Origin of the sequence: Acinetobacter sp. YH12138 (assembly GCF_015218525.1) — a bacterium.
Classification (GTDB): Bacteria; Pseudomonadota; Gammaproteobacteria; order Pseudomonadales; family Moraxellaceae; genus Acinetobacter; species Acinetobacter amyesii.
On record NZ_CP048670.1, the window covers coordinates 1,318,086 to 1,341,794 of the forward strand.

General features: G+C 40.1%; 22 protein-coding genes and 1 pseudogene. 13 read left to right on the forward strand and 10 right to left on the reverse strand.

All coding sequences use genetic code 11. The features are described 5' to 3' along the window. Positions 1-108: 108 nt before the first annotated feature. The 3 genes from G0029_RS06305 to G0029_RS06315 form a co-directional block, all read right to left on the reverse strand. Positions 109-1,116 (reverse strand): LLM class flavin-dependent oxidoreductase, encoded by a 1,008-nt coding sequence (locus G0029_RS06305; protein ID WP_180107471.1) that lies wholly within the window; start codon positions 1,114-1,116, stop codon positions 109-111. A 193-nt stretch (positions 1,117-1,309) separates the two neighbouring features. Beyond that, complete coding sequence (locus G0029_RS06310; RefSeq protein WP_168377731.1) at positions 1,310-1,837, reverse strand: hypothetical protein; 528 nt, start codon at positions 1,835-1,837, stop codon at positions 1,310-1,312. 289 nt (positions 1,838-2,126) lie between these two features. Continuing rightward, complete coding sequence (locus G0029_RS06315; protein WP_078193959.1) at positions 2,127-2,555, reverse strand: glycine zipper domain-containing protein; 429 nt, start codon at positions 2,553-2,555, stop codon at positions 2,127-2,129. Positions 2,556-2,922: 367 nt separating this feature from the next. On the opposite strand from G0029_RS06315, the gene prfA reads away from it, so the two are divergent. Together prfA and prmC are read left to right on the forward strand one after the other, a co-directional pair. Then, complete coding sequence (prfA, locus tag G0029_RS06320) at positions 2,923-4,011, forward strand: peptide chain release factor 1 (RefSeq protein WP_078188570.1); 1,089 nt, start codon at positions 2,923-2,925, stop codon at positions 4,009-4,011. Then, positions 4,011-4,829 carry a peptide chain release factor N(5)-glutamine methyltransferase gene (gene prmC / locus G0029_RS06325; RefSeq protein ID WP_180107470.1) on the forward strand — a complete coding sequence of 273 codons (819 nt, stop codon included), beginning with the start codon at positions 4,011-4,013 and terminating at the stop codon, positions 4,827-4,829. Before prfA ends, prmC begins: the two co-directional genes overlap by 1 nt. Before the next feature lie 114 nt (positions 4,830-4,943). Here the strand turns inward: prmC and G0029_RS06330 are convergent, their stop codons facing one another. From G0029_RS06330 to G0029_RS06345, 4 genes and pseudogenes are all read right to left on the reverse strand, one after another. Then, positions 4,944-5,705, reverse strand: a complete 762-nt coding sequence (locus tag G0029_RS06330; RefSeq protein ID WP_372491147.1) for an ABC transporter permease — start codon at positions 5,703-5,705, stop codon at positions 4,944-4,946. A gap of 70 nt (positions 5,706-5,775) precedes the next feature. Next, a pseudogene (locus G0029_RS06335) lies at positions 5,776-6,743 on the reverse strand (aliphatic sulfonate ABC transporter substrate-binding protein). A gap of 314 nt (positions 6,744-7,057) precedes the next feature. Next, the gene (locus G0029_RS06340; RefSeq protein WP_180107467.1) at positions 7,058-7,411 is read right to left on the reverse strand and encodes a hypothetical protein; all 354 of its coding nucleotides are present in this window, start codon (positions 7,409-7,411) and stop codon (positions 7,058-7,060) included. A gap of 200 nt (positions 7,412-7,611) precedes the next feature. Beyond that, positions 7,612-8,646 carry an AraC family transcriptional regulator gene (locus tag G0029_RS06345; RefSeq protein WP_180107465.1) on the reverse strand — a complete coding sequence of 345 codons (1,035 nt, stop codon included), beginning with the start codon at positions 8,644-8,646 and terminating at the stop codon, positions 7,612-7,614. Positions 8,647-8,787: 141 nt separating this feature from the next. Here G0029_RS06345 and G0029_RS06350 point away from each other — a divergent pair, with 141 nt between their 5' ends. The 3 genes from G0029_RS06350 (at position 8,788) to G0029_RS06360 (ending at position 12,967) form a co-directional block, all read left to right on the forward strand. Beyond that, positions 8,788-9,558, forward strand: coding sequence for a 3-hydroxyacyl-CoA dehydrogenase (locus G0029_RS06350; RefSeq protein WP_180107463.1), 771 nt, complete (start codon positions 8,788-8,790; stop codon positions 9,556-9,558). Between the two features lie 318 nt (positions 9,559-9,876). Next, the gene (locus G0029_RS06355) at positions 9,877-11,013 is read left to right on the forward strand and encodes an acyl-CoA dehydrogenase family protein (protein ID WP_078193952.1); all 1,137 of its coding nucleotides are present in this window, start codon (positions 9,877-9,879) and stop codon (positions 11,011-11,013) included. 310 nt (positions 11,014-11,323) lie between these two features. After that, entirely contained in the window at positions 11,324-12,967 is a 1,644-nt protein-coding gene (locus G0029_RS06360) for an AMP-binding protein (protein ID WP_180107461.1), read from the forward strand. A 162-nt stretch (positions 12,968-13,129) separates the two neighbouring features. On the opposite strand, the gene G0029_RS06365 is transcribed toward G0029_RS06360, so the two are convergent. Continuing rightward, on the reverse strand, positions 13,130-13,645 hold the full coding sequence (locus tag G0029_RS06365; protein WP_180023516.1) for a pyridoxamine 5'-phosphate oxidase family protein: 516 nt from the start codon (positions 13,643-13,645) through the stop codon (positions 13,130-13,132). 662 nt (positions 13,646-14,307) lie between these two features. Between G0029_RS06365 and G0029_RS06370 the strand changes: the two genes are divergently transcribed. The 7 genes from G0029_RS06370 to G0029_RS06395 all read left to right on the forward strand — a co-directional run bounded on the left by G0029_RS06370 (position 14,308) and on the right by G0029_RS06395 (position 18,760). Continuing rightward, positions 14,308-15,036: a HesA/MoeB/ThiF family protein gene (locus G0029_RS06370; protein ID WP_180107538.1), complete on the forward strand. Its 729-nt coding sequence runs from the start codon at positions 14,308-14,310 to the stop codon at positions 15,034-15,036. 58 nt (positions 15,037-15,094) lie between these two features. Continuing rightward, complete coding sequence (locus G0029_RS06375; RefSeq protein WP_078193949.1) at positions 15,095-16,393, forward strand: ABC1 kinase family protein; 1,299 nt, start codon at positions 15,095-15,097, stop codon at positions 16,391-16,393. 83 nt (positions 16,394-16,476) lie between these two features. After that, on the forward strand, positions 16,477-16,857 hold the full coding sequence (gene folB, locus G0029_RS06380) for a dihydroneopterin aldolase (RefSeq protein WP_180004951.1): 381 nt from the start codon (positions 16,477-16,479) through the stop codon (positions 16,855-16,857). Beyond that, positions 16,814-17,263 carry a 2-amino-4-hydroxy-6-hydroxymethyldihydropteridine diphosphokinase gene (locus G0029_RS06385; RefSeq protein ID WP_180107459.1) on the forward strand — a complete coding sequence of 150 codons (450 nt, stop codon included), beginning with the start codon at positions 16,814-16,816 and terminating at the stop codon, positions 17,261-17,263. The genes folB and G0029_RS06385 overlap by 44 nt, the downstream gene beginning before the upstream one ends. Before the next feature lie 236 nt (positions 17,264-17,499). Further along, the gene (locus G0029_RS18225; protein WP_227591876.1) at positions 17,500-17,799 is read left to right on the forward strand and encodes a DedA family protein; all 300 of its coding nucleotides are present in this window, start codon (positions 17,500-17,502) and stop codon (positions 17,797-17,799) included. Continuing rightward, positions 17,793-18,002: a hypothetical protein gene (locus G0029_RS18230; protein ID WP_227591878.1), complete on the forward strand. Its 210-nt coding sequence runs from the start codon at positions 17,793-17,795 to the stop codon at positions 18,000-18,002. Before G0029_RS18225 ends, G0029_RS18230 begins: the two co-directional genes overlap by 7 nt. Before the next feature lie 77 nt (positions 18,003-18,079). After that, positions 18,080-18,760: a hypothetical protein gene (locus tag G0029_RS06395; protein ID WP_180107457.1), complete on the forward strand. Its 681-nt coding sequence runs from the start codon at positions 18,080-18,082 to the stop codon at positions 18,758-18,760. Positions 18,761-18,829: 69 nt separating this feature from the next. Here G0029_RS06395 and coq7 read toward each other — a convergent pair whose 3' ends face one another. Together coq7 and G0029_RS06405 are read right to left on the reverse strand one after the other, a co-directional pair. Then, a complete protein-coding gene (gene coq7 / locus G0029_RS06400) occupies positions 18,830-19,465 on the reverse strand; it encodes a 2-polyprenyl-3-methyl-6-methoxy-1,4-benzoquinone monooxygenase (protein WP_180004953.1) in 636 nt (211 codons plus the stop codon). A 3-nt stretch (positions 19,466-19,468) separates the two neighbouring features. After that, a complete protein-coding gene (locus G0029_RS06405) occupies positions 19,469-20,788 on the reverse strand; it encodes an MFS transporter (RefSeq protein WP_180110138.1) in 1,320 nt (439 codons plus the stop codon). A 177-nt stretch (positions 20,789-20,965) separates the two neighbouring features. Between G0029_RS06405 and G0029_RS06410 the strand changes: the two genes are divergently transcribed. Continuing rightward, positions 20,966-23,707, forward strand: a complete 2,742-nt coding sequence (locus tag G0029_RS06410) for an autotransporter assembly complex protein TamA (RefSeq protein WP_180110137.1) — start codon at positions 20,966-20,968, stop codon at positions 23,705-23,707. The last annotated feature ends 2 nt before the right edge of the window (positions 23,708-23,709 follow it).

Sequence of the window (23,709 nt, forward strand, 5' to 3'; positions counted from 1 at the left end):
AAAGCATTGTTCTCGGTTGTATCCGTCTAAAAGAGCCACAAAAGACGTAATCGCAATTCTGGCTTTAGACGGATCAAACGCTTGGATTAAATCATCAAGCTTAGAGTCTTAAGCTAGATCATTTTTGATTTGCATTAAACGTTCGAAATTTTCAATGCGCTTATCGGTATCGTAAATGTCGCAGGTGAAAATAAATTCATCAACGTCATATTTAGTGAGTAGGTTTTCTAAACCTGCTCGAACGGTTGCATTTGAACCGACTTGTCCTATAGCGTAGAAATTATCAACAGACATTTTTTCTGCAGCAGACCATAAGCCTTGCATACTGTCGACTGGAGCCTTGAGTTTTAAACTTTGACCGCGCATTAAACCTAAAACTCGCTGATATGCACTTGTTGCTAGATATTCTGCTTCTTCATCTGTTTCAGCAACAACCGTTGGTACGCCCATAGAGACATAAGGTTGATCTAAATATTCGGATGCTTGGAAATTTTCACGATAGAGCTGAATTGCTTGTCCAAGCATGCGTGGTGCGAAATGTGAAGCAAAAGAATAGGGTAGACCTAAACGTGCAGCGAGTTGTGCACTGAATAAACTAGAACCTAGAAGCCATACGGGAACATGTGTATTTTGTCCTGGTGTAGCAATGATGCGCTGGTGAGGTTCAGGTGCTTTGAAGTATTGCAAAATTTCAAGAACATCTTGTGGAAATTGATCTTCAGTTTCCTGACGGCCACGGCGTAGTGCGCGCATGGTGGTTTGGTCTGTACCTGGTGCTCGACCTAATCCGAGTTCAATACGTCCAGGATATAACGTTTCAAGTGTGCCAAATTGTTCAGCGACAACCAAAGGTGCATGGTTGGGCAACATAATCCCGCCTGAACCGAGCTTGATAGATTGTGTATTTGCTAAGAGATAACCGAGTAAAACCGCAGTTGCAGAACTTGCGATGCCGTCCATATTGTGGTGTTCGGCTAACCATAGACGCTCATAGCCAAGTTGTTCTGCTTTCTGTGCTAACTGGAGTGCATGTTTGAGTGAAAATTCGATGGTTTTATCATCTCGAACAGGTGCGAGTTCAAGTACTGAAAATTTTGTATCGGTTAGAGTACGCATGTTTTCTCTCAGAGATCTTTATATCGAAATAATACGATATAAAATACCTAATATATATCGAATAAATTCGATATGGTGGTGAGACGCTGTAAAAAAGTTAATTTTAGATATATCTAAAGTTTTTTATGAACATATTTCTATAAACAAAAAAAAGCACCCGAAGGTGCTGATTTTTTTCATTGAAATATATCGATTAACGTTTACCGTTTTTGTACCAACCTAAGTGACGACCATTGTCTCCACGGTAGCCTCGGTCGTTGTAGCTGTAATTATTGGTACGATAGCCACGGTTGTTATAACGACGGTCATAGCGATCATCATAACGACCATTGTAGCGGTCATCATAGCGACGGTCTTCAGACACTTTTTTACCTAGTGCAGAACCACCGGCTGAACCAAGTGCAGCACCGATATAACCACCGTTTGTGCCGCCCATGTTTTTACCTACGGTATAACCACCCGCGCCACCAAGTGCGCCACCAATGATGGCACCATTACGGTCACGTTTGTTTGCTGATGCTGCAGCACCTGCACCGCCACCAATTGCTGAACCAATCATTGCGCCAGTTTGGCCGCCAACTTGGTTACCGATTGCTGCACCAACAACACCACCTAAAGCAGATGTTAATGCAGTATTGGTGCTATTACCTGCATGTGTTGCAGTCATAGTAAGTGCTGAAGCGGCAATTGCTGCACTGAATAGAATTTTATTAATTTTCATTTTTAAACTCCTTACGAAGCATGATGTTTATCTGTTGATATCAATATATGAAAACACATAGCGAATATTTGGAGCGTGATGTGAAATAAAATACGTGTTCCGTTGCTGCAATGTAAATTTTGCACTTTATTTCTACATGATTGATGACTTGGTTGGAGGGAAGGCAAATCTAAATATTTATCAGGAGCAATAAATAAAGTTGTATTTATCATTTGAAAAAAGGCGATACATAAAAAAAGCACCCGAAGGTGCTATTTTCACTATTCAATAAGGACTCACTAATTTTGAATTAGTGACGACGACGGTAACGTTTTTTGTATTTACGTTCTTGGTGTTTGTCGTAAGCTTTATCTTTAGAGATTTTATTACCTAGAGCAGCACCACCAGCAGCACCTAGTGCAGAGCCGATGTAACCACCGTTTGTACCGCCCATGCTTTTACCAACAGTATAACCTGTACCACCACCTAAAGCACCGCCGATAGCAGATTCTGTACGGTTGCGTTTATTACTTGCTACCGCAGCACCACCAGCACCACCAAGAGCGGCACCAATTGTAGCGCCGGTATTACCGCCCATGTTTTTACCAATTGCAGTACCTGCAACACTACCTAATGCACTAGCTGCAGCAACGCGTGTTGTACTATCTGCATTTGCAGACACAGTGAACATAGAAGCAGTTGCTAGAGTGGCTGTCATTAAAAGAGTATTCAGTTTCATAGTTCACTCCATGTCCTTCATAAACGCGAGGACTTTTCTTAATCATGTCGATGGCAGTAAATGTAACAAAACTATTCGCTATAAATATGGAGAGCTTTCTCTTTATTTGGTGATTTGAGTGTCTAGTTTGTATAAGTTTTATTAATATTGTGAAAAAAATGGTCGAATGCAGAAAATCTGTACGACTTTGTGGAGAAAGGTAGGAGTGATGAAGTTCACACTTTGATGTTTAGGGTCATTGATAGGCCAAAAAACAATATATATGTCATTTCAGACCTATTATCGGTACACTAGCGCCATTATTTTGAATTTTGGCATATCCGTGAAAGTTTAGCGGTAGAGCCTGTGTATTGAGATTTTTTGAAAAATGAAAGAATCGTTACGTTTACGATTAGATCAGCTCTCTGACCGTCACGAAGAATTAAATGCATTACTCGCAGATGTAGAAGTCATTTCAGACAACAAACGTTTCCGTCAGTTGTCACGTGAGCATAGTGATTTATCTGAAATCACTGAAGTTTGGAAAAAATACCGTCAAGCTGAAGAAGATATTGAGACTGCTGAAGTAATGATGACGGATCCAGATTTTAAAGAGATGGCCGTTGAGGAAATCAAAGAAAATAAAGCTTTGATCGGTCAGCTTGAAGCAGACTTAAACATTCTGATGATTCCAAAAGATCCGAATGATGCGAACTCTGCTTATTTAGAAATTCGTGCCGGAACAGGTGGTGACGAAGCTGCAATTTTCTCGGGTGACTTGTATCGCATGTACAGTAAATATGCTGAATCACAAGGTTGGCGTATTGAAGTGCTGTCTGAAAATGACGGCGAACACGGCGGTTATAAAGAAGTGATTTGCCTCATCAATGGTGAAGGCGTATATGGTCGCTTAAAATTTGAAAGTGGTGCGCATCGTGTACAGCGTGTTCCTGCAACTGAGTCACAAGGTCGTGTTCATACTTCGGCATGTACTGTTGCGATTTTGCCGGAAATTGATGTAGACACCAGTGTTGAAATTAATCCTTCAGAATTACGTATTGATACCTATCGTGCATCTGGTGCGGGTGGTCAGCACATTAACAAAACTGACTCTGCTGTACGTATTACCCATATTCCAACGGGTACAGTTGTAGAATGTCAGGACGAACGTTCACAGCATAAAAACAAAGCCAAAGCGATGGCGCTGTTGGTTTCTCGTTTAGAAAATGCCAAACGCGCAGCGGCAGATGCCGCGACGTCTGAAATGCGTCGTGACTTGGTGGGTTCTGGTGACCGTTCTGAGCGTATTCGTACCTATAACTATCCACAAGGCCGTATGACTGATCATCGGATTAACCTAACGCTGTATAAGTTGGATGCAGTGATGGAAGGTGATTTGACTGAACTGCTAGATAGTTTGCATCGTGAATATCAAGCCGATCAGTTGGCGTTATTAGCACAGCAGAATGGTGGCTAATGAATATTGCAGAGGCTTTGGCCTATCGTGGGGAACCTGAAAGTTATGAACGTCAGGAAAATGCGTGGTTGTTAGAGCATATCACCAAGATTGATTCTTTTGATTTAATCATGAAAAAGGATCAAGAATTAACAGCTGAGCAAGAACAACTCTATGTTGAAAGTCTTGCACGTATTACCGCAGGTGAGCCTTTGGCTTACGTCACAGGTTCTCAGCCATTTTGGACGCTAGACTTAAAAGTGACTAAAGATACTTTGGTACCACGTCCTGATACGGAAGTACTTGTTGAAACTGTACTGCGTTTAGAACTTCCTGAAGATGCTCGTGTGGTCGATTTAGGAACAGGAACTGGTGCTGTAGCGTTATCATTAGCCAGTGAACGTCCAGATTGGTCAATTGTGGCTTCGGATATTTACGAACCTACATTGGAAGTTGCTGAATTTAATGCCAAAAAGCATGATCTTGAACATGTGCAGTTTGTCTTAGGTTCTTGGTTGAAACCCTTTGGTCGTGCTTTCTTTGATGTAATTGTGTCAAATCCGCCGTATATCGATGCTGATGATGTACACATGAAGGATTTGGCGACAGAGCCTGAACGTGCTTTGGTTGCAGACAATCATGGGCTTGCAGATCTTGAGCAAATCATTCTTCAAGCCAAAAAACATTTAACCGTGAATGGTTGGGTGGTGCTCGAACATGGCTATGACCAAGGCGAAGCAGTCAGACATTTGTTCTTACAGGCTGGATATCGAAATGTTCGGACTGTAAAAGATTATGGCGGCAATGACCGTGTCAGTTTAGGCCAGTGGCAACACTGATTTGGTGTTAGAGAAATAGTCAGAAATAAAGCGCATTGAATGCGCTTTATTTTTTGTTTTTCAATGCACATGTGAGCATTTATTTGCGTGCATTTGCAAGTGTGGAAAAATACGTTACTTCACCACATCACGCCAACGCAATAGATATTGTTCTAGATATTTCATCAGGCTATCGGTGATTTTCCCTAAGAGCGCCAATAGAATAATGGCGATAATCACGATATCTGGACGTGAGGTTTCACGACCATCACTGAGCAAATAGCCAATACCTTGCGTGGCTGCAATCAGCTCTGCTGCAATCATAAACATCCATGCCAAACTTAAACTATTGCGTAAGCCTGTAAGTATACCCGGCGATGCTGCAGGTAAAATAATTTCACGAATCTGCCTGAAATATTTCAAACGATAAACTTGTGCAACTTCAATGAGTTTTCGGTCTACACCTTGAATCGCTGCAACGGTATTGGTATAGGTCGGGAAAAAAGCACCTATGGCAATGAGGGTGATTTTTGAAGATTCATCAATACCTAACCATAAGAGCAGTAAGGGAATCCATGCCAAACTGGGGATAGATTTAATTGCTGAAAATGTAGGTTCCAAAAATGCTTCGGCTTGTTTGTTCAAACCGACTAAGAGTGCAAAAATCAGAGCAAGTCCGCTACCAATAAAAAAGCCTAAAAATACCCGCCAAGTACTGGTCCAGATATGCTGCCAAAGTTCACCTTCAGATAACTCTATAAATGACTGCCAAAGGCTACTCGGAGCAGGGAGTAGATACGGTTCGATAACACCATTTTTGACCAAGATTTCACATAGCAGCAATAAAACCACAGGTAGAGCAAGACCTTTTAAAATCAAGATCAACTTGGGTTTTATATGGTTTGATGAATCGGAAGCGGTCGAAACCGCCGTATCGATTTTGGGTTGAGTCAGTGATGATGACATGTTATTTCACAACCTTTTTCGCATAACGTGCATCAAAAAGTTGGTCAATGACTTGATTGACATTGGTTCCTTTACGAACTAAATCTTCCTCAGTCAAAATCGTGCCAGATTTCTTTAAAGCAGCAATATGTTTAGCTGTTGGGATATTTTGATTAAAGTTGGTACGACTCAACTGGAGCTTGGCAACAGCCAATGGAAGCTTGGACTCACGTGCCAATAATTGGGCTAATTTATCTGGATTGGCTTTGGCCCGTTGTCGTGCTTGTTCATAGGCTTTAATCACAGCTTCAACGGCTTCAGGACTTTGCTGGCTAAATTGTTGTTTGGTACTTAAAACGCTATAGCTGTTAAAACCCACATTTCGATAAAGCAAACGCGTGCCTGATTGTACTTGTGCAGATGCCATGAGTGGATCTAATCCCGCCCATGCATCGACTTGACCACGTTCTAAAGCGTTTTTCCATCAGGATGTTGTAAATGTACCAATTGCACATCACGTTTATTGAGGCCGACTGTTTCCAAAGACTGCAAAGTAAACATGAATGGATCGGTTCCTTTGGTCGCTGCAATTTTTTTGCCTTTGAGGTCTTTCAGACTTTTAATCGGAGAGTTTTTTGCCACAAGCAATGCCGTCCATTCAGGCTGTGACTGTATATATACGGTTTTAATCGGACTGCCATTGGCACGACTCAAAACGGCTGCAAGTCCTGCTGTTGAGGCAAAATCCACACTGCCACTATTGAGATATTCGAGTGAGCGATTACTACCTTGGCTAAAGACCCATTTAATTTGTGTTTTGGGTAATGCTTTTTCTAAGAGTTTTTGTTCCTTCACCACTAAACTGGTCGGTGCATAGTAGGCATAATCCAGTTTAAGTGTCGAAGGAATAGCAGCAAAGATAGAGCTACTGAATAGGCTGAATGTCAGCGTAGAAAAAATTAGTTTTGAGCTTTTAAATAGGGAAGTCATATCGTTCACAATCAAGTGTTGAATTATGAGCACATAGATACGACGGAAATATTTCAGAAACAAAACAGAATAAATGCTAAGAATAATAGAAATCGAGATAAGCGTATAAATCAAATATAGGTATTTGATTTAAAATACTTTATTGGATTTAATTGTGATGAAATTTCGTTATATAAATTAATGTGTAAACTTGCATGAAAAATGCTTAGATATTTTAGTGTAAAGAATATTCAAAAATTATAGTGCATTACAGACTTAAAATAACTTTTCCAATAAAAAAGCAGCTTTCGCTGCTTTTTATATGTGATCAATACTTACATTGGGTAGTCTTGTAAGCTATCGGAGACTTCAACTTGTTCTAAAGCTGATGTTTCTACTGCAAGACAGTAAGCAATAATTTTTGCAGTTGCACTCACTAAATTTTCATCTTTTAGATTTGCACCTGCTTGAATTGCTTCAATGTCATCTGCTTGGATATCCAGTGCATGAGCAACTTCAACTGCACTTTCAGTGCTAAAAAATTGTGAAATCAAATTTTGCAAATCGATATCTGCAACAGTTTTAAGCTGTTCGTGAAACAGTTCATCAATTGCGTCAATCTGAGTGAAAAGAGAATCTGAAAAGTTTTGAACAAGTTGTTGTTCAAGAACATCAATCATCTTAAGCATAGGAAAGCCTTTCAAGGAGATGCAGGAGAATTGGAAAATAAATAAGCAAAACGCTTTAAATTGAGTGAAAAATAACCTAATTAGACTAAAGTAGCAATCGTTCAAGGATGAATGGTCAGTCTATTTATTGAATGTTTTTAAGTTATTGATTTTCTATTAATTAGATGAATATTCAATTTATAAATAGCGAATATCAAATTTTAGACCTTGAATTCAGGCGCATTATTTTGTCGATATGCACCGGGACTGACGCCTGTCCATTTTTTAAAAGCCCGATGAAAAGCACTCGGATCATGAAAATTTAGTTCTTCACTGATATCTTGTAAGCTTTTATCGGTATGGGTTAAAAAATCGATGGCGGTATCTCGTCGGATATCATTTTTGAGTTGTTGATAACTCACACCTTCACTTTTAAGACGGCGATGCATTGTGGCTTCCGACATATTCATTTTGACCGCCAACTCATAAAACTCTAACCATTCGGCAGGAGGAACGTCTAACAGTTGTTTACGAATTTGGCTGCTGAGCGCATACGGGTTTTTAAAGCGTACCAAAAGGTTTTCAGGTGTTTGTTGTAAGAATTGATACCACGAACGTGTGTCTTGTTTGATTGGTAGACTTAAATAACTGGCATCGAGCTGTATATAGTTTTGACTGGCTTGGTAATGAATATTTTCACAGAAGCGGACTTTATAGTCGTGATCATCAAGTGGTGCATCGCATTTAAATTGGATTTGGTTTAATAAAATCCGCTGACCACTTAGCCAGCACAGTAGCGTATGGATGAGCATTAAATATGTGGCATAGCTGAACATGCGTTTAGGCGCATGTTGGTCATAGATCACGATATAAGCAAAGTGATCTTCAATAGTTAAATCACTATGCAAGTCATCTAAAACCAGATTTAAAAATTGTAGGATTTGCTTGAGTGCATCACCCAAGGTGCTGTTATGCATGACCATTTTCGACAGTAGCTTAAAACTACCACGTCGCATGGCATGCCGATCCATGCCAAAAAATTCATCATCCATCACATCTGCAAGATGAGTCCATAAAGCCGCATATTGTGAAACAGAAACTCTGGTTTTACTCGATAGCAGTAACTCTGAGGGTATACCAGACTTATGCAAAATAGCAGAAATATCAAAGTGCTTTTTTTGCGCATCGTGTAATGCTTCATGCACCAAGTCGATAGAAATCGTCCCTTTACTGTATTCGAGTCCATGCTTCGGCATATGTTCGGATAGGTCCTTGTTCAGAATTGTCCAAATACATCAGAAAAGATGCAACATTTGGAAATTGTACTGAATAAATTCTCTGTTTACTCTGCATCTTAAGTCGAATTTAAAACAAGACATCATAAATAGGGAAATGCTATGGACATTAAAGGAAAAGTTTTCGTCGTGACCGGTGGTGCATCGGGTTTAGGCGCTGCGACAGCAACACATCTGATTGGCTTGGGTGCCAAAGTGATTATTGTGGATATGAATCATGAGCATGGCGAAGCAATGCAACGTCAACTGGGTGATCATGCGAAATTTGTTCAATTGGATGTTACCGATGAACAAGCGGTAAGCGCTTTCTTTGCACAAGTTGAAGTGGAATTTGGTCAACTTAATGGCTTAGTGAACTGCGCAGGTATCGCACCCTCTGCAAAAGTTTTAGGTCGTGACGGATTACATGATTTGGCGATGTTCCAAAAAGTATTAAATATAAATGTTTCAGGTACATTCAATATGCTGCGCTATGCGGCACAACTGATTGCTAAATATGAATTAAAAGCGGGTGAAGAAGAGCGTGGCGTGATTGTGAATACGGCGTCGGTTGCGGCTTTCGATGGTCAAATTGGTCAGTCGGCTTATGCAGCATCCAAAGGGGCAGTGGTTGCAATGACATTACCTCTTGCACGTGAGCTTGCACGTGAATCAATCCGTGTGATGACCATTGCTCCGGGTATTATGGAAACGCCGATGCTCAAAGGCTTAGCACAAAATGTACAAGATGCTTTGGGGCAAATGGTGCCTTTCCCTCCACGTTTAGCAAAACCGCAAGAGTTTGCAAAATTAGTGACGCATATTTTTGAAAATGCTTATCTCAATGGTGAAGTGATACGTCTTGATGGCGCGATCCGTATGCAGCCTAAATAGTTATTTATTAAAACTGCTTATTCAGGCTTCTACGACGGAGTCTGATCGAGAATAACTTCGTTGACAGTAGCTTATCTCGTTACTTTTGTTTCGGCAAAAGTAACCAAAACCATAGTCATTTGTAAAACTCGTCATCAAGTATTTATTGATTTACAGATTACAGAAACATTAGAGATTAATGGCGTCCTGCCTCAGACAGTTGCAAATGACGTCGTCGTGTATCTAACTTTGCTTTATACAGCCAAAGTATTTTTAATTCCGCAGTTATCCAAAATTTAAAGCTATACGCGCTATAAAAGATTTAGAAAAGGAAGTCTCATGATTTTAAATGATGAACAAAAAATGGTTCAGGACATGATGCGAAGCTATTCGCAAGAAAAACTGAAACCAACGGCTGCAGAGCGTGACAAAACTGCGGCATTTCCTGCACAAGAACTTAAGGAACTGGGTGAGCTAGGTGCTTTAGGCATGACGGTTTCGGATGAATGGGGTGGTGCAGGTTTAGACTATGTGTCTTTGGTTGTTGCCTTAGAAGAAATTGCTGCGGGCGATGGTGCGATTTCCACAATTGTTAGCGTACAAAATTCACTGCCATGTGGCATTACGCAGCGTTATGGTACAGAAGCACAAAAAGAAAAATACTTAAAAAAATTAGCCACAGGCGAATGGTTAGGTTGTTTTTGCCTAACAGAACCACAAGTGGGTTCAGATGCGAGTGCGTTGGAATGTAAAGCGGAGCGTGATGGTGATGAGTGGGTGTTAAATGGCACCAAGCAATTTATTACCACAGGAAAACATGCCCAAGTAGCCTTGGTTTTTGCGGTAACGGATAAATCTGCAGGTAAAAAAGGGATTTCGTGCTTTTTAGTACCGACGGATGCACCTGGTTATATCGTATCGCGATTAGAAGACAAAATGGGTCAGCATTGTTCCGATACTGCAACGATTGTTTTAGATGACTGTCGTATTCCTGCGGATAGTCTTTTAGGCCAAGAGGGTGAAGGCTATAAAATTGCCTTATCAAACCTAGAGTCAGGTCGAATTGGTATTGCAGCGCAGTCTGTGGGTATGGCACGAGCAGCATTAGATGCAGCTGTTGAATATGCCAATGAACGCAAGGCATTCGGCGTGGAGATTGTTCAGCATCAAGCCGTGGCATTTCGCCTCGCGGATATGGCCACCCAAATTGAGGCAGCACGTCAATTAATCTTCCATGCAGCGACGTTAAAAGATGCAGGTTTTCCATGCTTAAAAGAAGCCTCGATGGCTAAACTTTTTGCATCGACGATGGCTGAACGGGTGTGTTCAGATGCCATTCAAATCCATGGGGGCTATGGTTATGTATCTGATTTTCCAGTAGAACGAATTTATCGTGATGTGCGTGTCAGTCAAATCTATGAAGGTGCATCGGACATTCAACGTCTGGTGATAGCACGTGAAGTAACCAAAGGATAGGTGATTAAAAAATAGACTTTGGTCGATGTTCAAACCCTGCAATGGCGTTGATGGTTATGGAAATTGCAGGGCACATCCAAACATGGTTATCTAGGTATAGACAGTCTAAGAATAGGTAATTTACGAATAGATTGTCGAAGAGTATAAGTTTCAAAACTAAAAAACCGACATTGCAATCGGTGTATGGAAAAGCAGTAAAAGCGGATGTGGCAAAGGAATCGTCACTAGTACGCAGCGGTACAACAACAAGATCAATAAACCTCAAAGTCTTGCACTTTGAATCATAGAGAACAGGATAGGAATTGTCGTCATGAAGACACTAGAACAAGCATATCGTGATTTTAATTTTGAAAAAATGGTTGCAGAACAATTGGTCGGTACGCCAAGTTCAATCAATGCTTATGATGAATGTTGTGGGCGCTATGTTGGGCAAAATCGAACTGCGCTGATTTGGGAAGGCAAGAATGGTGAATCTGAGCAATGGACTTTTGAGCAATTAGATTTAGCTTCTGCACAATTGGCAAATTATTATCAGCGCATTGGGCTAAAAGCAGGTGATTGCATTGCAGGTCTATTACCCCGTACTGCAGAGTTATTGATTACTATTTTGGCAACATGGCGTATAGGGGCAATTTATCAGCCTTTGTTTACGGCATTTGAGTCCAAAGCGATTGAGCATCGGGTGCAAACTGCGGGAACAAAGCTGATTGTAACCAACACTGAGCAACGATCAAAACTTAATCACATTGATTTACCGCATATTTTAAACGTACATGCCGATCAAGCAATTCAGACAGATCCTGACTTTTGGTCAGAGCTGCAACTTCATGACACCACATATAACTCAGTACCACGTTCATTTGACGATGAATTTTTAATGATGTTTACATCGGGAACGACCGGTTTGGCCAAGTCTGTACCTGTGCCACACAAAGCGTTATTGGCATTTAAAGGGTATATGACACATGCGGTTGATTTGCGTGATGAAGATTCATTTTGGAATTTGGCAGATCCGGGTTGGGCTTATGGTTTGTACTATGGAATTGCAGGGCCATTAAGTTTAGGACACAGCATTATTATGGATGAACGTGCTTTTAGTGTTGATCATGCACTTCAAGTCATCAAAAAATATAAAGTCAGTAATTTGACCGGTTCACCAACGGCATTTCGTATGTTCTTTGGTTTTAAAGAAAAATTTGATGAATCCCTAAAATCACATTTACGGGTTGTGAGTAGTGCAGGAGAGCCACTAACGCCCGAAGTGATTCAATGGTTTAATCACGATTTAAACGTCAATATTTATGACCAATATGGGCAAACAGAACTCGGTATGGTGATTGCAAATCATCACGCTTTAGAACACTACAAAAAAGTGGGTTCAGCCGGTTTTGCTATACCGGGTCATCGTTTCGCGGTGCTTAATAAAGACTATCAAGAAATTGAACGTGGTGGCATTGGAACATTGGCATTAGACTGGTCGCAATCTCCACTCATGTGGTTCACAGGCTATGGTGGCAATAACCGTAAAGCCTTTGTCGGGAACTACTATTTAACCGGTGATACCGTTCGTTTAAACGAAGAAGGCGGCATTGATTTTGTAGGTCGTGCAGACGATGTCATTACAACGTCAGGCTATCGTGTAGGGCCTTTCGATGTGGAAAGCACATTATTAGAATGTGAAGAGGTTTTAGAGTCGGCAGTTGTTGGTAAGCCTGATCCTGAGCGAACTGAATTGGTCAAAGCTTTTGTGGTATTGAAACCACAATATCAAGCAAGTTCAGAACTCATGGATAAGCTACAAGCCTATGTAAGATCTCGTTTATCCAAGCATGCTTATCCAAAAGAAATTGAATTTGTGGATGGGTTGCCTAAAACATCGAGTGGAAAAATCCAACGTAATCTATTGAAGCAACAAGAAGTGGCTAAAGCGCAATTAATTCAAAAGGTCAGTTGAATCAATTTATATACGCAAAAAAGGCTGCATGATGCAGCCTTTTTTAAATTGATGTTTGAGCTGGTGAAACCATTCATTCGAGATCATATATGTATTTGACTAACTATGGGACAATCCAAATTAACCTAAAATTAAAGCATTCATTCAAATCAATAAAATCATTTATTTTAAGTTCAGGGTATTATGTTCAGTATCAAGTTCTTGAGTTTTACCCGTTAAATTGCCCTTCAAAACTTTGAATAAATGGGTGACTTTATTGTCTTTGACATTCCAGAATTCTGCACTAATAGCATTAGCTATCAAAACGCGAACAGTAGGATCAGTCTTGCCATCGAACCAGTTTTCAGCCCAAGGATTCCATAATTTATCGATTAGGGCCGCATCTGTACTGATTTCTCCATGAGCACTAATTGATACATAAATATCGTCTGAAGGTTTAGCGAATGCTAATCCAAGATGATTACGACCTGCATTGACTGCCTCTACAAGGTCATTGTTTTCTTTCATAAGAAAATAGATATTTTCATGCTCATTCATCTTATCAGAATTAAGCATGGTCATAGGTTGAGAATGAATTTCTTGCTTGTCAGTGACATGGCTAATCATGGTGAAACGCACGTCTTTAATGAGTTCCCATAATTTTTGTCGCTGATCTTGTTCAACGTATTCTTGTGACATTTTTATTCTCCACTTTTAAGTAATCACTTTGGGGTAAAGGGGTAAATATGACTGAGCACAAAGTATTTGAATAATGTGTGTTAGCTCATAAGTTTATCGAACATATTATGTCAGCAATTTAATTCTCACTGAATTCATACATATACCTACGGATTAAATCTCTTCGCATACATAAACGCTTAAAATGTCTTGGATTAAGTTTTATTTTCTGAGGCTAAGGTAGAAAAGAATCATTAAAATTAACCTAATGTAAGCAGCTCTAGTGCAACTAAATATGTTTAAAAATATAACTATATTTTTAATTTATTATTTTTAAAACATGTATACGCTATACCTCGATGATGTTCCTACATACTAAGGTGTTTGAGATACTGTATTTTAAATAGTGTAATTGAAGATACGCTAACTGAGAAAGATGTCATGTCTACAGAGCATTTATTCTAACTTTAAGCTGTATATTGTCTTGCTCAAATAGCCGGGTGTTTTTACACTGTTTCGGGTTTGTAGCCGAATAACATTTGATGGATATCGGTGTTTTTAATCTTTTGCCTGCGGTATAAACTCGCCCATTTTTCATGCTTGACGAATTTTAATAAGGAAATACTTTGTCTACGTTTAAATCGAATGAATCAACATCTGAATTTGAATTAAGTGATGATGAAATGCATTTATACAGCCGTCAAATATTGCTTGATGGATGGGACATCGATGCACAAGAGAAGCTAAAACTTGCCAATGTACTCATCATAGGGTGTGGTGGAATTGGGTGTACCACAGCCGAATTATTGGCACGTGCAGGCGTCGGACAAATTACTTTAATTGATGCAGATCGAATTGAAATCAGTAATTTGCAACGACAAATCGCGTATACCAAAAATGACGTAGGTTTTTATAAATCGGAAATTTTGGCTAAACGCTTACAAGCGATTAACCCTCATATCCGAGTGCAAAGCTATACCAAAAAATTAGATGAAAGCAACGCAAAGGCATTGATTTCACAACAAGATTTGGTTCTCGATGGTTGTGATAATTTCAGCACGCGTTATTTGGTCAATGCAAGCTGCGTAGAAAATAGTGTGGCGCTGATTAGTGCTTCTGCAATTGGCTTTCAAGGGCAGTTATTTATGGTTGAAGCCGATGCTGCCTGTTATGAATGTCTATTTCCAAAAGAACATCATACCAGTGAAAGTTTACGCTGTGCAGACTCGGGTGTGCTTGCAACCACACCAAATGTTATGGCAAGTTTGCAGGCTCATCATGCTTTGCTTTATTTGGGTTTAGGAAAGACAGTATTGAAACAAAAACTTTTGTTGTGGGATGGTCTGTCAATGAAACAAAAAATTCTCGCTTTTGAAAAAGATCCCGATTGTCCAATCTGTCAGGCAAGATAAAGCAGCAAGCCCTTATTTTTTTGCTACACTCACGTTAATTATTTTTTTCTAAGACATTATGAAAAACAATATCTGGTTAGATGGAATTCGCTCGGTTGCCCGAATGGGTGAGACCGCAGTCGTTGCGGCAAAAGCCGGCTTTAAATATGCAACTGAAAAACCAAGTAACGCAAAACTCATGCGTGAAACTTTTGAATCACTGGGTTCAACTTATATTAAATTAGGTCAATTTATTGCCAGTACTCCTTCTTTATTTCCACGTGAATATGTAGAAGAGTTCCAAGGCTGTTTAGATCAGACACCGTCATTGCCGTTTAGTTATGTGCAGCAGGTATTGGCTTCAGAATTTGCTGGTCGTAATTTAGATGAAATATTTGCTTCAATTGATGAAAAGCCTTTAGCTTCTGCATCGATAGCACAGGTACACGCTGCTAAATTGGTCAGTGGTGAAAATGTTGTTATTAAGGTGCAAAAACCGGGTGTCGAGACGATTCTCTATACAGATTTAAACGTTTTACATTGGGCAACCAAACTGGTTGAAAAAGCTGTACCTAAAGTCAAATTTGCTTCACTTGCAGATATCGTTGAAGAAATTAAAGTTCGCATGGTACGTGAGGTGGACTTTATTGAAGAAGCTCAAAATCTTGATGACTTTGTGAACTATCTGAATGTAACTCAAAACAAAGCCGCGACTGCACCAAAAGTTTATCACCAATATTCAACACGTCGTGTCTTAACGATGGAGCGTTTATACGGCGTACCATTGACTGATTTTGATGTGGTTAAAAAAGTCGCTAAAGATCCATCGCAAGTTTTGGTAACAGCGATGAATACATGGTTTGGCAGCTTGATGTTATGTAATAGTTTCCATGCAGACTTACATGCAGGCAACCTGATGCTGCTTGAAGATGGTCGAGTTGGCTTCATCGATTTTGGTATCGTGGGCCAGTTGAAACCTGAAGTGTGGACAGCATGTATTGCGTTTATGGATGCCTTACAAAAAACTGACTACAATTTGATGGCTGAAAATATGCTGAAAATGGGCATGACGGCTGTCAAAATTGATACACAAGTCTTAGCTGCCGACTTAGAGCGCTTATTTAGCGGTGTGCTTTTAGCTGATCCGCAAGAGTTATTAACCTCGAATCCTGCCGATTTGAATGACATCATGATGGATATGGTACAAGTCGGAGAGCGTCATGGTATTCGCTTCCCACGTGACTTCGCTTTATTATTTAAACAAATGTTGTACTTCGATCGCTTTATGCGCATCCTTGCGCCATATACTGATATTTATGCAGACCAGCGTATTCAAATGGTGCAGACTATGGACCCTAATTTATTGTTGAAGCAATAATTTAGCCGCAAGATATAAATAAAATCCTCTTGCTTAAACAGGAGGATTTTATCGATGTTTAAGATTTTATTTTGAGTGTAAGAATGGACGCAATTATCATTGAAGGTTTGAAAGTTGAAACTGTAGTCGGCTGTTTCAATTGGGAGCGTCAGATTATTCAGCCTTTGATGCTCGACCTCAATATTCAAACCAGTTTAGCGCAGGCGGCTCAGTCAGATGAGCTTGAAGATACCTTGAATTATGCTGAAATTTGCGAAATATCAGCCAAAGTCATTCAAACTGCTCAACCTAAATTGATCGAACATGCAGCAAAACTGGTGATTGATGCACTTTTTGCTACCTATGACAGCATTGAATCTATTATGATTAGCATCCGGAAGCCTGCCATTATCGCGCAAGCCAATTCTGTAGGAATTCGTCTTGAACGCCACCGAAACGATTTTCGCCCTAGCTCTGGCGAGTAATTTCAATCCCAAACCGCATTTTCAACAGGCTTTACGTCAAATTCAGGCTTTGGGTCATGTTGAATTTTCCAAAATTTATGTGATTCCTTGTCGTGATGGCATTGGGACGGATTATTGGAATGCAGCTTGTTTGGTGAAAAGCAGTTTATCTGTAGATGAAATCAGCACCTTACTGAAAAAAATGGAAGCAGACTCAGGTCGTGTTCGTCCATCTCATAATATCGCTTTGGATCTGGATCTGATCGCGTGGGGCGAAAGCTTAGCGCACATGCAATTTAATCCGAAAAAACTGCCTTTAGCACTCGATGTTAAAATACCAATGTTCGACATTTGGAAAAATGAAATGTTTGAACATCCAGCACATCAATTTCCTATGGTGAGTTGCCAAAAAGTTTTAGTGGATTGAGCGAATGAAACGAAATGTTTTCAATGCACATGAGTGATATTTCAAACTGACCTAAATACGCTAGATAAACAATAACAAAAATATTCAAATCCTGTCATGGTATGAGCTAGCGCATAGGCTGTCGCAGGATTACATTATCTTTTTAGCTTCAAAATAATGATATGAACTGGACGGATCTGATTCAGCACTATGGCTATATTGCGATTTTTATTGGCACATAGTTTGAAGGAGAAACAGTGCTGATGATTGGCGCCTATGCCGTCCATCAACACATACTTCATTTTCCAATATTGATTGCGGTGGCGATGTTAGGCAGTTTTATTGGCGATCAGTTTTATTATCAAATAGGCGCTCGCTATGGGCAAAAACTTATCCAGTCGAATGCAGAATTTGCACAAAAATTCGATCGTGCGAGCCAGTTTATTGAACGTTATCCTATTTTGACCATTTTATTTATGCGCTTTGCTTGGGTTTTAGAACTATTTTACCTATTGCAGTTGGTGTGCGTGCTTATCCTATTTGGAAATATGTGCTGATTAATCTGGTTGCCTGTTTTATTTGGGCGATGTTGGTCGCAACGATTGGCTTCCAAATCAGTCATTATTTACATCTATTTTGGGCGAAAATGCTGCCTTATCATCAAGATATTTACATCGTTATTGCCGTTATTTTATGTATCGTATTCTTCCGTGTGCTCTATACGGTTTTGAAGTGGTGGTGTAAGCATCATCAACATTGATAAAGTGAACGTGGCTGATCTGATAAAGTCGTCAAGACATAATTAAAAGATTTAAAGGGATATTTAGTGAGAGCAATATGGGCTTAGGTTATGGTGCGGGTGCGGGAGGTTTTCTTATTATTTGCTTTGCGATTTTGGTGCTATTTATCGTCATTGCGATTTGGTTGAGTTGGAATAATTGGTATAAAAAGCAAAAAAATCGACCATATAAAGTAAATGCGGCACTTAAAATTGGTTTATCTGGCGTATTGTTTTTCCCTTTATTTGTTGCAGTAACGCTTGGATTGTTCGTGATTTCAGATCTAATTTCTGACTATGCAGAGTTGCAGCATCAAAAGAAAATTCATATACAGTTGCAGGAACCTTTAAACTTTGGAGAGGTTGTACTGCCTGAAGGCACGTGGATTAACCGATCATTTGAAACCAACTATTCTCTTGAACAGATGACTGATATTCGTCAAGGTCTGACTTCGGCTCGTTTTCCAGAGCTTATTCAAATAGCTGGATTTGATGTTATTGCATTTGAGCTGGATCGTCATTTATTGCTGGAATTGGCACATGATCATTCTGTTGTGATTAATAACCAAAAGGAAATTTGTCCGGCAGGATGGCTGCTTGAATTAGGTGGATCAGGTTATCCGTCCACTGCACAACGTTATAGTTTGAATTTTGATTGGTTTACACCAAGTCGATGGCAGCCTATAAACTGTTTTGATGGCGAAGGAATTATTGTATTAGAGTCAAAACATTACTTATGAAAAAGCCTGCATCATTGCAGGCTTTTTGTTCACTATTTATAAAACTTAGCGACAATCATTAGAAAATCATTAAATGTAATAACTGGTTTTGGTCATCAGCTTTGAAATACCAGTCATGGCAATACGAACTGGAACAGGAAGGTCTACACCACCTGCATTGAGTGCTGTATCACGGTGATGCAGCTCATCTTCATTCATTTGCACTAAGATTTTACGTGAACGTTCGTCTTGTTCAGGAAGTTGGCGGATGTGATCTTCTAAATGCAGGCTCACTTGGCGCTCAGTTTCAGCGACAAAACCTAAGCTGTATTTATCACCGGCAATACCTGCCAATGCACCCATCCCAAAAGAAAGGCCGTACCAAACAGGGTTGAGCAGACTAGTATGGCTGTCTAATTCTTTTAAGCGGTCTTCACACCAAGCCAAATGATCTTGTTCTTCAATCGCAGCGTGTTCCATTTCACGGCGGACATTTGGCAGTTTAGCGGTGAGTGCTTGGCCATGATAAAGCGCTTGGGCGCAAACTTCACCACTATGGTTGACCCGCATTAGACCTGCCACATGGCGTGCTTCGCTGACTGCAAGTTGAGTCTTTTCAGCAACAGACGGATTTTCACGATGTGCAGCCGTTGCTCCGGGAACTAAACTACGTAAGGCCTGATCAAATGAGTGAATAAGTTTGTCGACACCTGTAAATTGACGCATGGATTAATCCTCCAGAGAGACTTGCGTAGTTTGAAGCAAAGGTTTGATGCGTAATAGCAGCCAAATACAAAAGATTGCACTCAGCACTGCGGTTATACAAAAAAGTATTTTAATATCAATCTTTAAAACACTCAGAATGATAATTGAAAATATAGCAGAAGATACCATAAATACCGCATTTAAAATGTTGTTTGCTGCAACTACACGGGCACGATGTGAGCGAGGCGAATAGGCTTGCATCATGGCATATAGTGGAACAATGTAAAAACCACCGCTAATCCCCAATAAAGTCACTGCGATCATTACATGGTAATAGCTCCACCCTTGATGAAATACTTCCGATAAGGTAATAAGTGGGCCAGTTTGAGTCGGGACGAGGGTCAAACTAAATGCTAAATACAGTGCAAATACCGTTAAACCGACAGCACCGATGGGAACCATCTTAATATTGACTTGAGTGCCGCCCAATTTACGACAAAGCAATGAACCTACGCCCACACCGACAGAGAAAAAGGTCAATAGCAAGCTAACGACATTTTCAGAGGCATGTAGATTTTGCTGAGTCATTTGTGGAATTTGGGTGAGGTAGGTTGCACCATAAAACCAATACCACGAGTTCCCCAATAAAATAGTAAAAATCAGCGGCAAACTTTTGGCATATTTCATCGTTTGGTAACTAGTTCGGAAAAAGTTCCAATCGATTTTTAAATCTGGTGTAGTAACATTTTGCTTAAGAATAAAACGACTGGTGATATAACCTAAAATGGCGATGGTCATTACGGTCAGGCTGATCCACAATAAATTGCCTTGTGATGAAGCAATCACAGCACCACCCAAAATCATCCCGAATAAAATCGCCATGGATGTTGCAGATTGGAACAGCGCATTGCCTGACATTAGCTCATTGGGTTTTAAAATTTCAGGCAAAATCGCATATTTGATTGGACCAAAAAATGTCGAATGGGTTCCCATCAAAAATAGAGCCAACAATAACAACCATAAATGACCGGTCAGAAAGCCAATGCTGCCGATGACCATGATGATAATTTCTAAAATTTTGATACCACGGACAAGTTGTGAACGTTCAAACTTATCTGCGATCTGTCCCGCTGTCGCTGAAAAAATAAAGTAGGGTAAAATAAACAATAATGCAGCTAGATTGTTTAGCGTGCTGATGGGTAATGCCTGTTGTTGGATTAATCCATAGGTGATGACCAACAATAAAGCCTGTTTATAGACATTGTCATTGAGCGCCCCAAAAAATTGGGTCAAAAACATAGGCAGGAAACGGCGTGTACCTAGCAGATGTTCGTTGTTATTCATAAGCGTCTTGCTACATTAAGTTTTATTAAGAAATGTGAGTGATTGGTAAAATCTCTAAAAAAATCATGTAATATGTTTTTGAGTTTGGAGATGGCGAAAAACCAATAGATATAAGATCTTTAGCTCTACATCTGATTGACTAAGTCCATTACATAATGAAATTTGTTAGAGTTTGCTATGCCTGCAAAAATCAAGTTTAAAAAAACAATGCTTCATCACAGTATGGCTCACTGCATACGACAGCATCATAGCAATAAAAGTCTATATATGAGCATCTTTTTGACCTTGTGTGCTCAGCATAGTTTCGCCCAAACTCCCGCGGAAACTGTTCTAACCTCTGCAGATACAAAAGCAGAGATTGTTACTGAAATCAAGAATGAGGCTGTAAAGCAAGGGCTGTCGACGCCTGAAGCAATTGAAAAAATTGAAAATATAAATGAGCCGGAAGAATCTGTTGATAGCATGAAAATGCTGCAAGAACAGCAGCAAGCAGGAACACAACTACAAGAATTTAAACCCATTGAGTTCGAAGATTTAGAAAACTTACCTGTGACACCTGTTGATCAAAACATGGCGAATGAAATCTTCCAAGTTGCTGAAGAAGCCAAACGTCAGGCGCAGGAGTACCGTGCGACACAGCAAACAGAAGTTGCTGTAGCGGATTTTACCCAAAAAGAGTTAACGGAAATTAACCAAGCGCCAGTCAATATTGATCAGCTCATGAGTGAAATTCGCTCTGATAATGAAATTACTGCAACACAAAATGAAAATGCCAGTACTCTGCAAGAGCTGAATAATCCAACTGTGGAAGATGATGCAGAGCCAGGTATTTTTAAGCGCTTATTATATAAAGTGCGTCCGCCACGTCAGATGAATACGGCAAAAGTGCCACGAATTAGTGCGGATGTTGAAATTACCTCAGCACATAATACCAGTCAGACTTCGAGTAAGGCTTACGGTGCGGCGCTGGAAGATCTCAAAGCCAATATTAAAGGCAAGCTTTCAAGTTTTACTCAAGAGTCTTTTAGCGATTTTCCATCGGCTTTGCCTCAATTACGCAGCTTGTCCAATCAAGCTGCACAAGCTGTAGGTTTTTATCAGTCAGAATTCAAATTTGAAAAAGTGTCTGATAGTAAAGTTCGTGTATTGGTTACACCAAATACGCCTGTACAAATTCAAAAGCAAAATATTGAATTTTCAGGGGCTGGAGCTAATCAAGCTCAGTTTCAGGTGATTGGTGTTTTACCAGATCAGGAAGAAGGTGACATTCTTAATCATGGTGAATACGAAACGACGAAAGGCCGAATTAATGATGCAGCAACTAATAACGGTTATTTCGACTCGTACTGGCGTTTGCACGATGTAAGAGTGGCTCAACCACAAAATACGGCCGATATAAATTTGCGATTTGAAACGGGTGAGCGTTATAAGCTTGGCGAAGTCGAATTTCGAATGAGTGATCCTAATGCAGAGTTTCCATTGGATCGCGATATTTTAGAAAGTTTGGTGACGTGGAAAGACGGTGCTGACTATACTTTCTGGCGTGTGAATGGTTTGGCTAACAACCTAACCAACTCTCGCTATTTTAACTACACCTTAGTTGATGCGATTCGACCAGACCCAATTGAAAAGCCGCTTGAACTGCCACCAGATATTCAGACCTTGGTCGATCAAAATCAGTTGTCTGAAAGTTCACAAGTGTTGAAAGACAAAACGGAAGTGATGTCGAATAAGGAAGTCACGCAAAAAGTGGTTGATGAAGACCAATTTGCGGGGGTGAATGATGCAGAGCAATCCTCTAAATTACGCAGGTTGCAAGATACGCAAGATGCTAAACAAGCAGAACAAGAACGTTTAAAAGCGCAAGCACGTGAAGATAAAAAAGTCCCTGTGATCGTGACACTAAATGCAGATAAGTTGAATAGTGCAGAAATTGGTGCTGGTTTTGGTACCGACACCGGTACACGTGTTCGTGGCCAGTATCGTCGTGCCATTGTAAACAAACGTGGTCATTCTTTTGACGCTAACATGGAAGTATCCAAAATCCGTCAATCGATTGATGGTCGCTATAACATCCCATATAACCATCCATTAAATGACTATGTCAGTTTGGTTGGTGGTTATGAGCGTGAAGAACGTGACGATGTCGGTCAGGGTGTTAATCTTTCGATTGAATCTGCTGTAGCTGGGGTTGACCGGATTATTAAAAACCCACGTGGTAGTTGGCAGCATACCTTTGGTTTACGTTACCGTTTGGACCGTATTACCGATGACGGCCTAAGTCCTAGTGATGACATTCCAGATGCGTTCTTGGTAAATACCAACAATGAACAGCAGTCTTTGATGTTTGGCTATGAAATTTCTCGAACCGACTCTGATAAACGTGTGAATCCGAGTAAAGGGATTAAGCAAACCTATAAAGTTGAAGTCGGAAGTGAAAGCTTACTTTCAGATGTTGACATGGCGATCTTGAATGCGGGCTGGCGCTTTATTTATTCATTGGGTGAAAATGATAATCACCAGTTCGTGGGGCGCAGTGATTTAGGTTATATTCTGACAGAGAACTTTGATAAAGTTCCTTATAACTTACGCTACTTTACCGGTGGTGACCAAACCATTCGCGGCTTTGACTATAAGAGTTTAGCTGCCGAAGAAAATGGCTATAAAATTGGTGGTCAAGTCTTGGCAACGGGTTCATTAGAATATAACTACCAATTTAAAGAAGGCTGGCGTGCTGCGGTCTTTAGTGACTTTGGTAATGCGTACGATAAAGACTTTAATACACCGACTGCATATAGCGCCGGTGTGGGGATACGCTGGGCTTCTCCAATTGGCCCAATTCGTTTAGATGTTGCTACTGGACTTTCTGACGACAGTAAACCAATTCGTTTACATTTCTTTATTGGTTCACAATTATAATT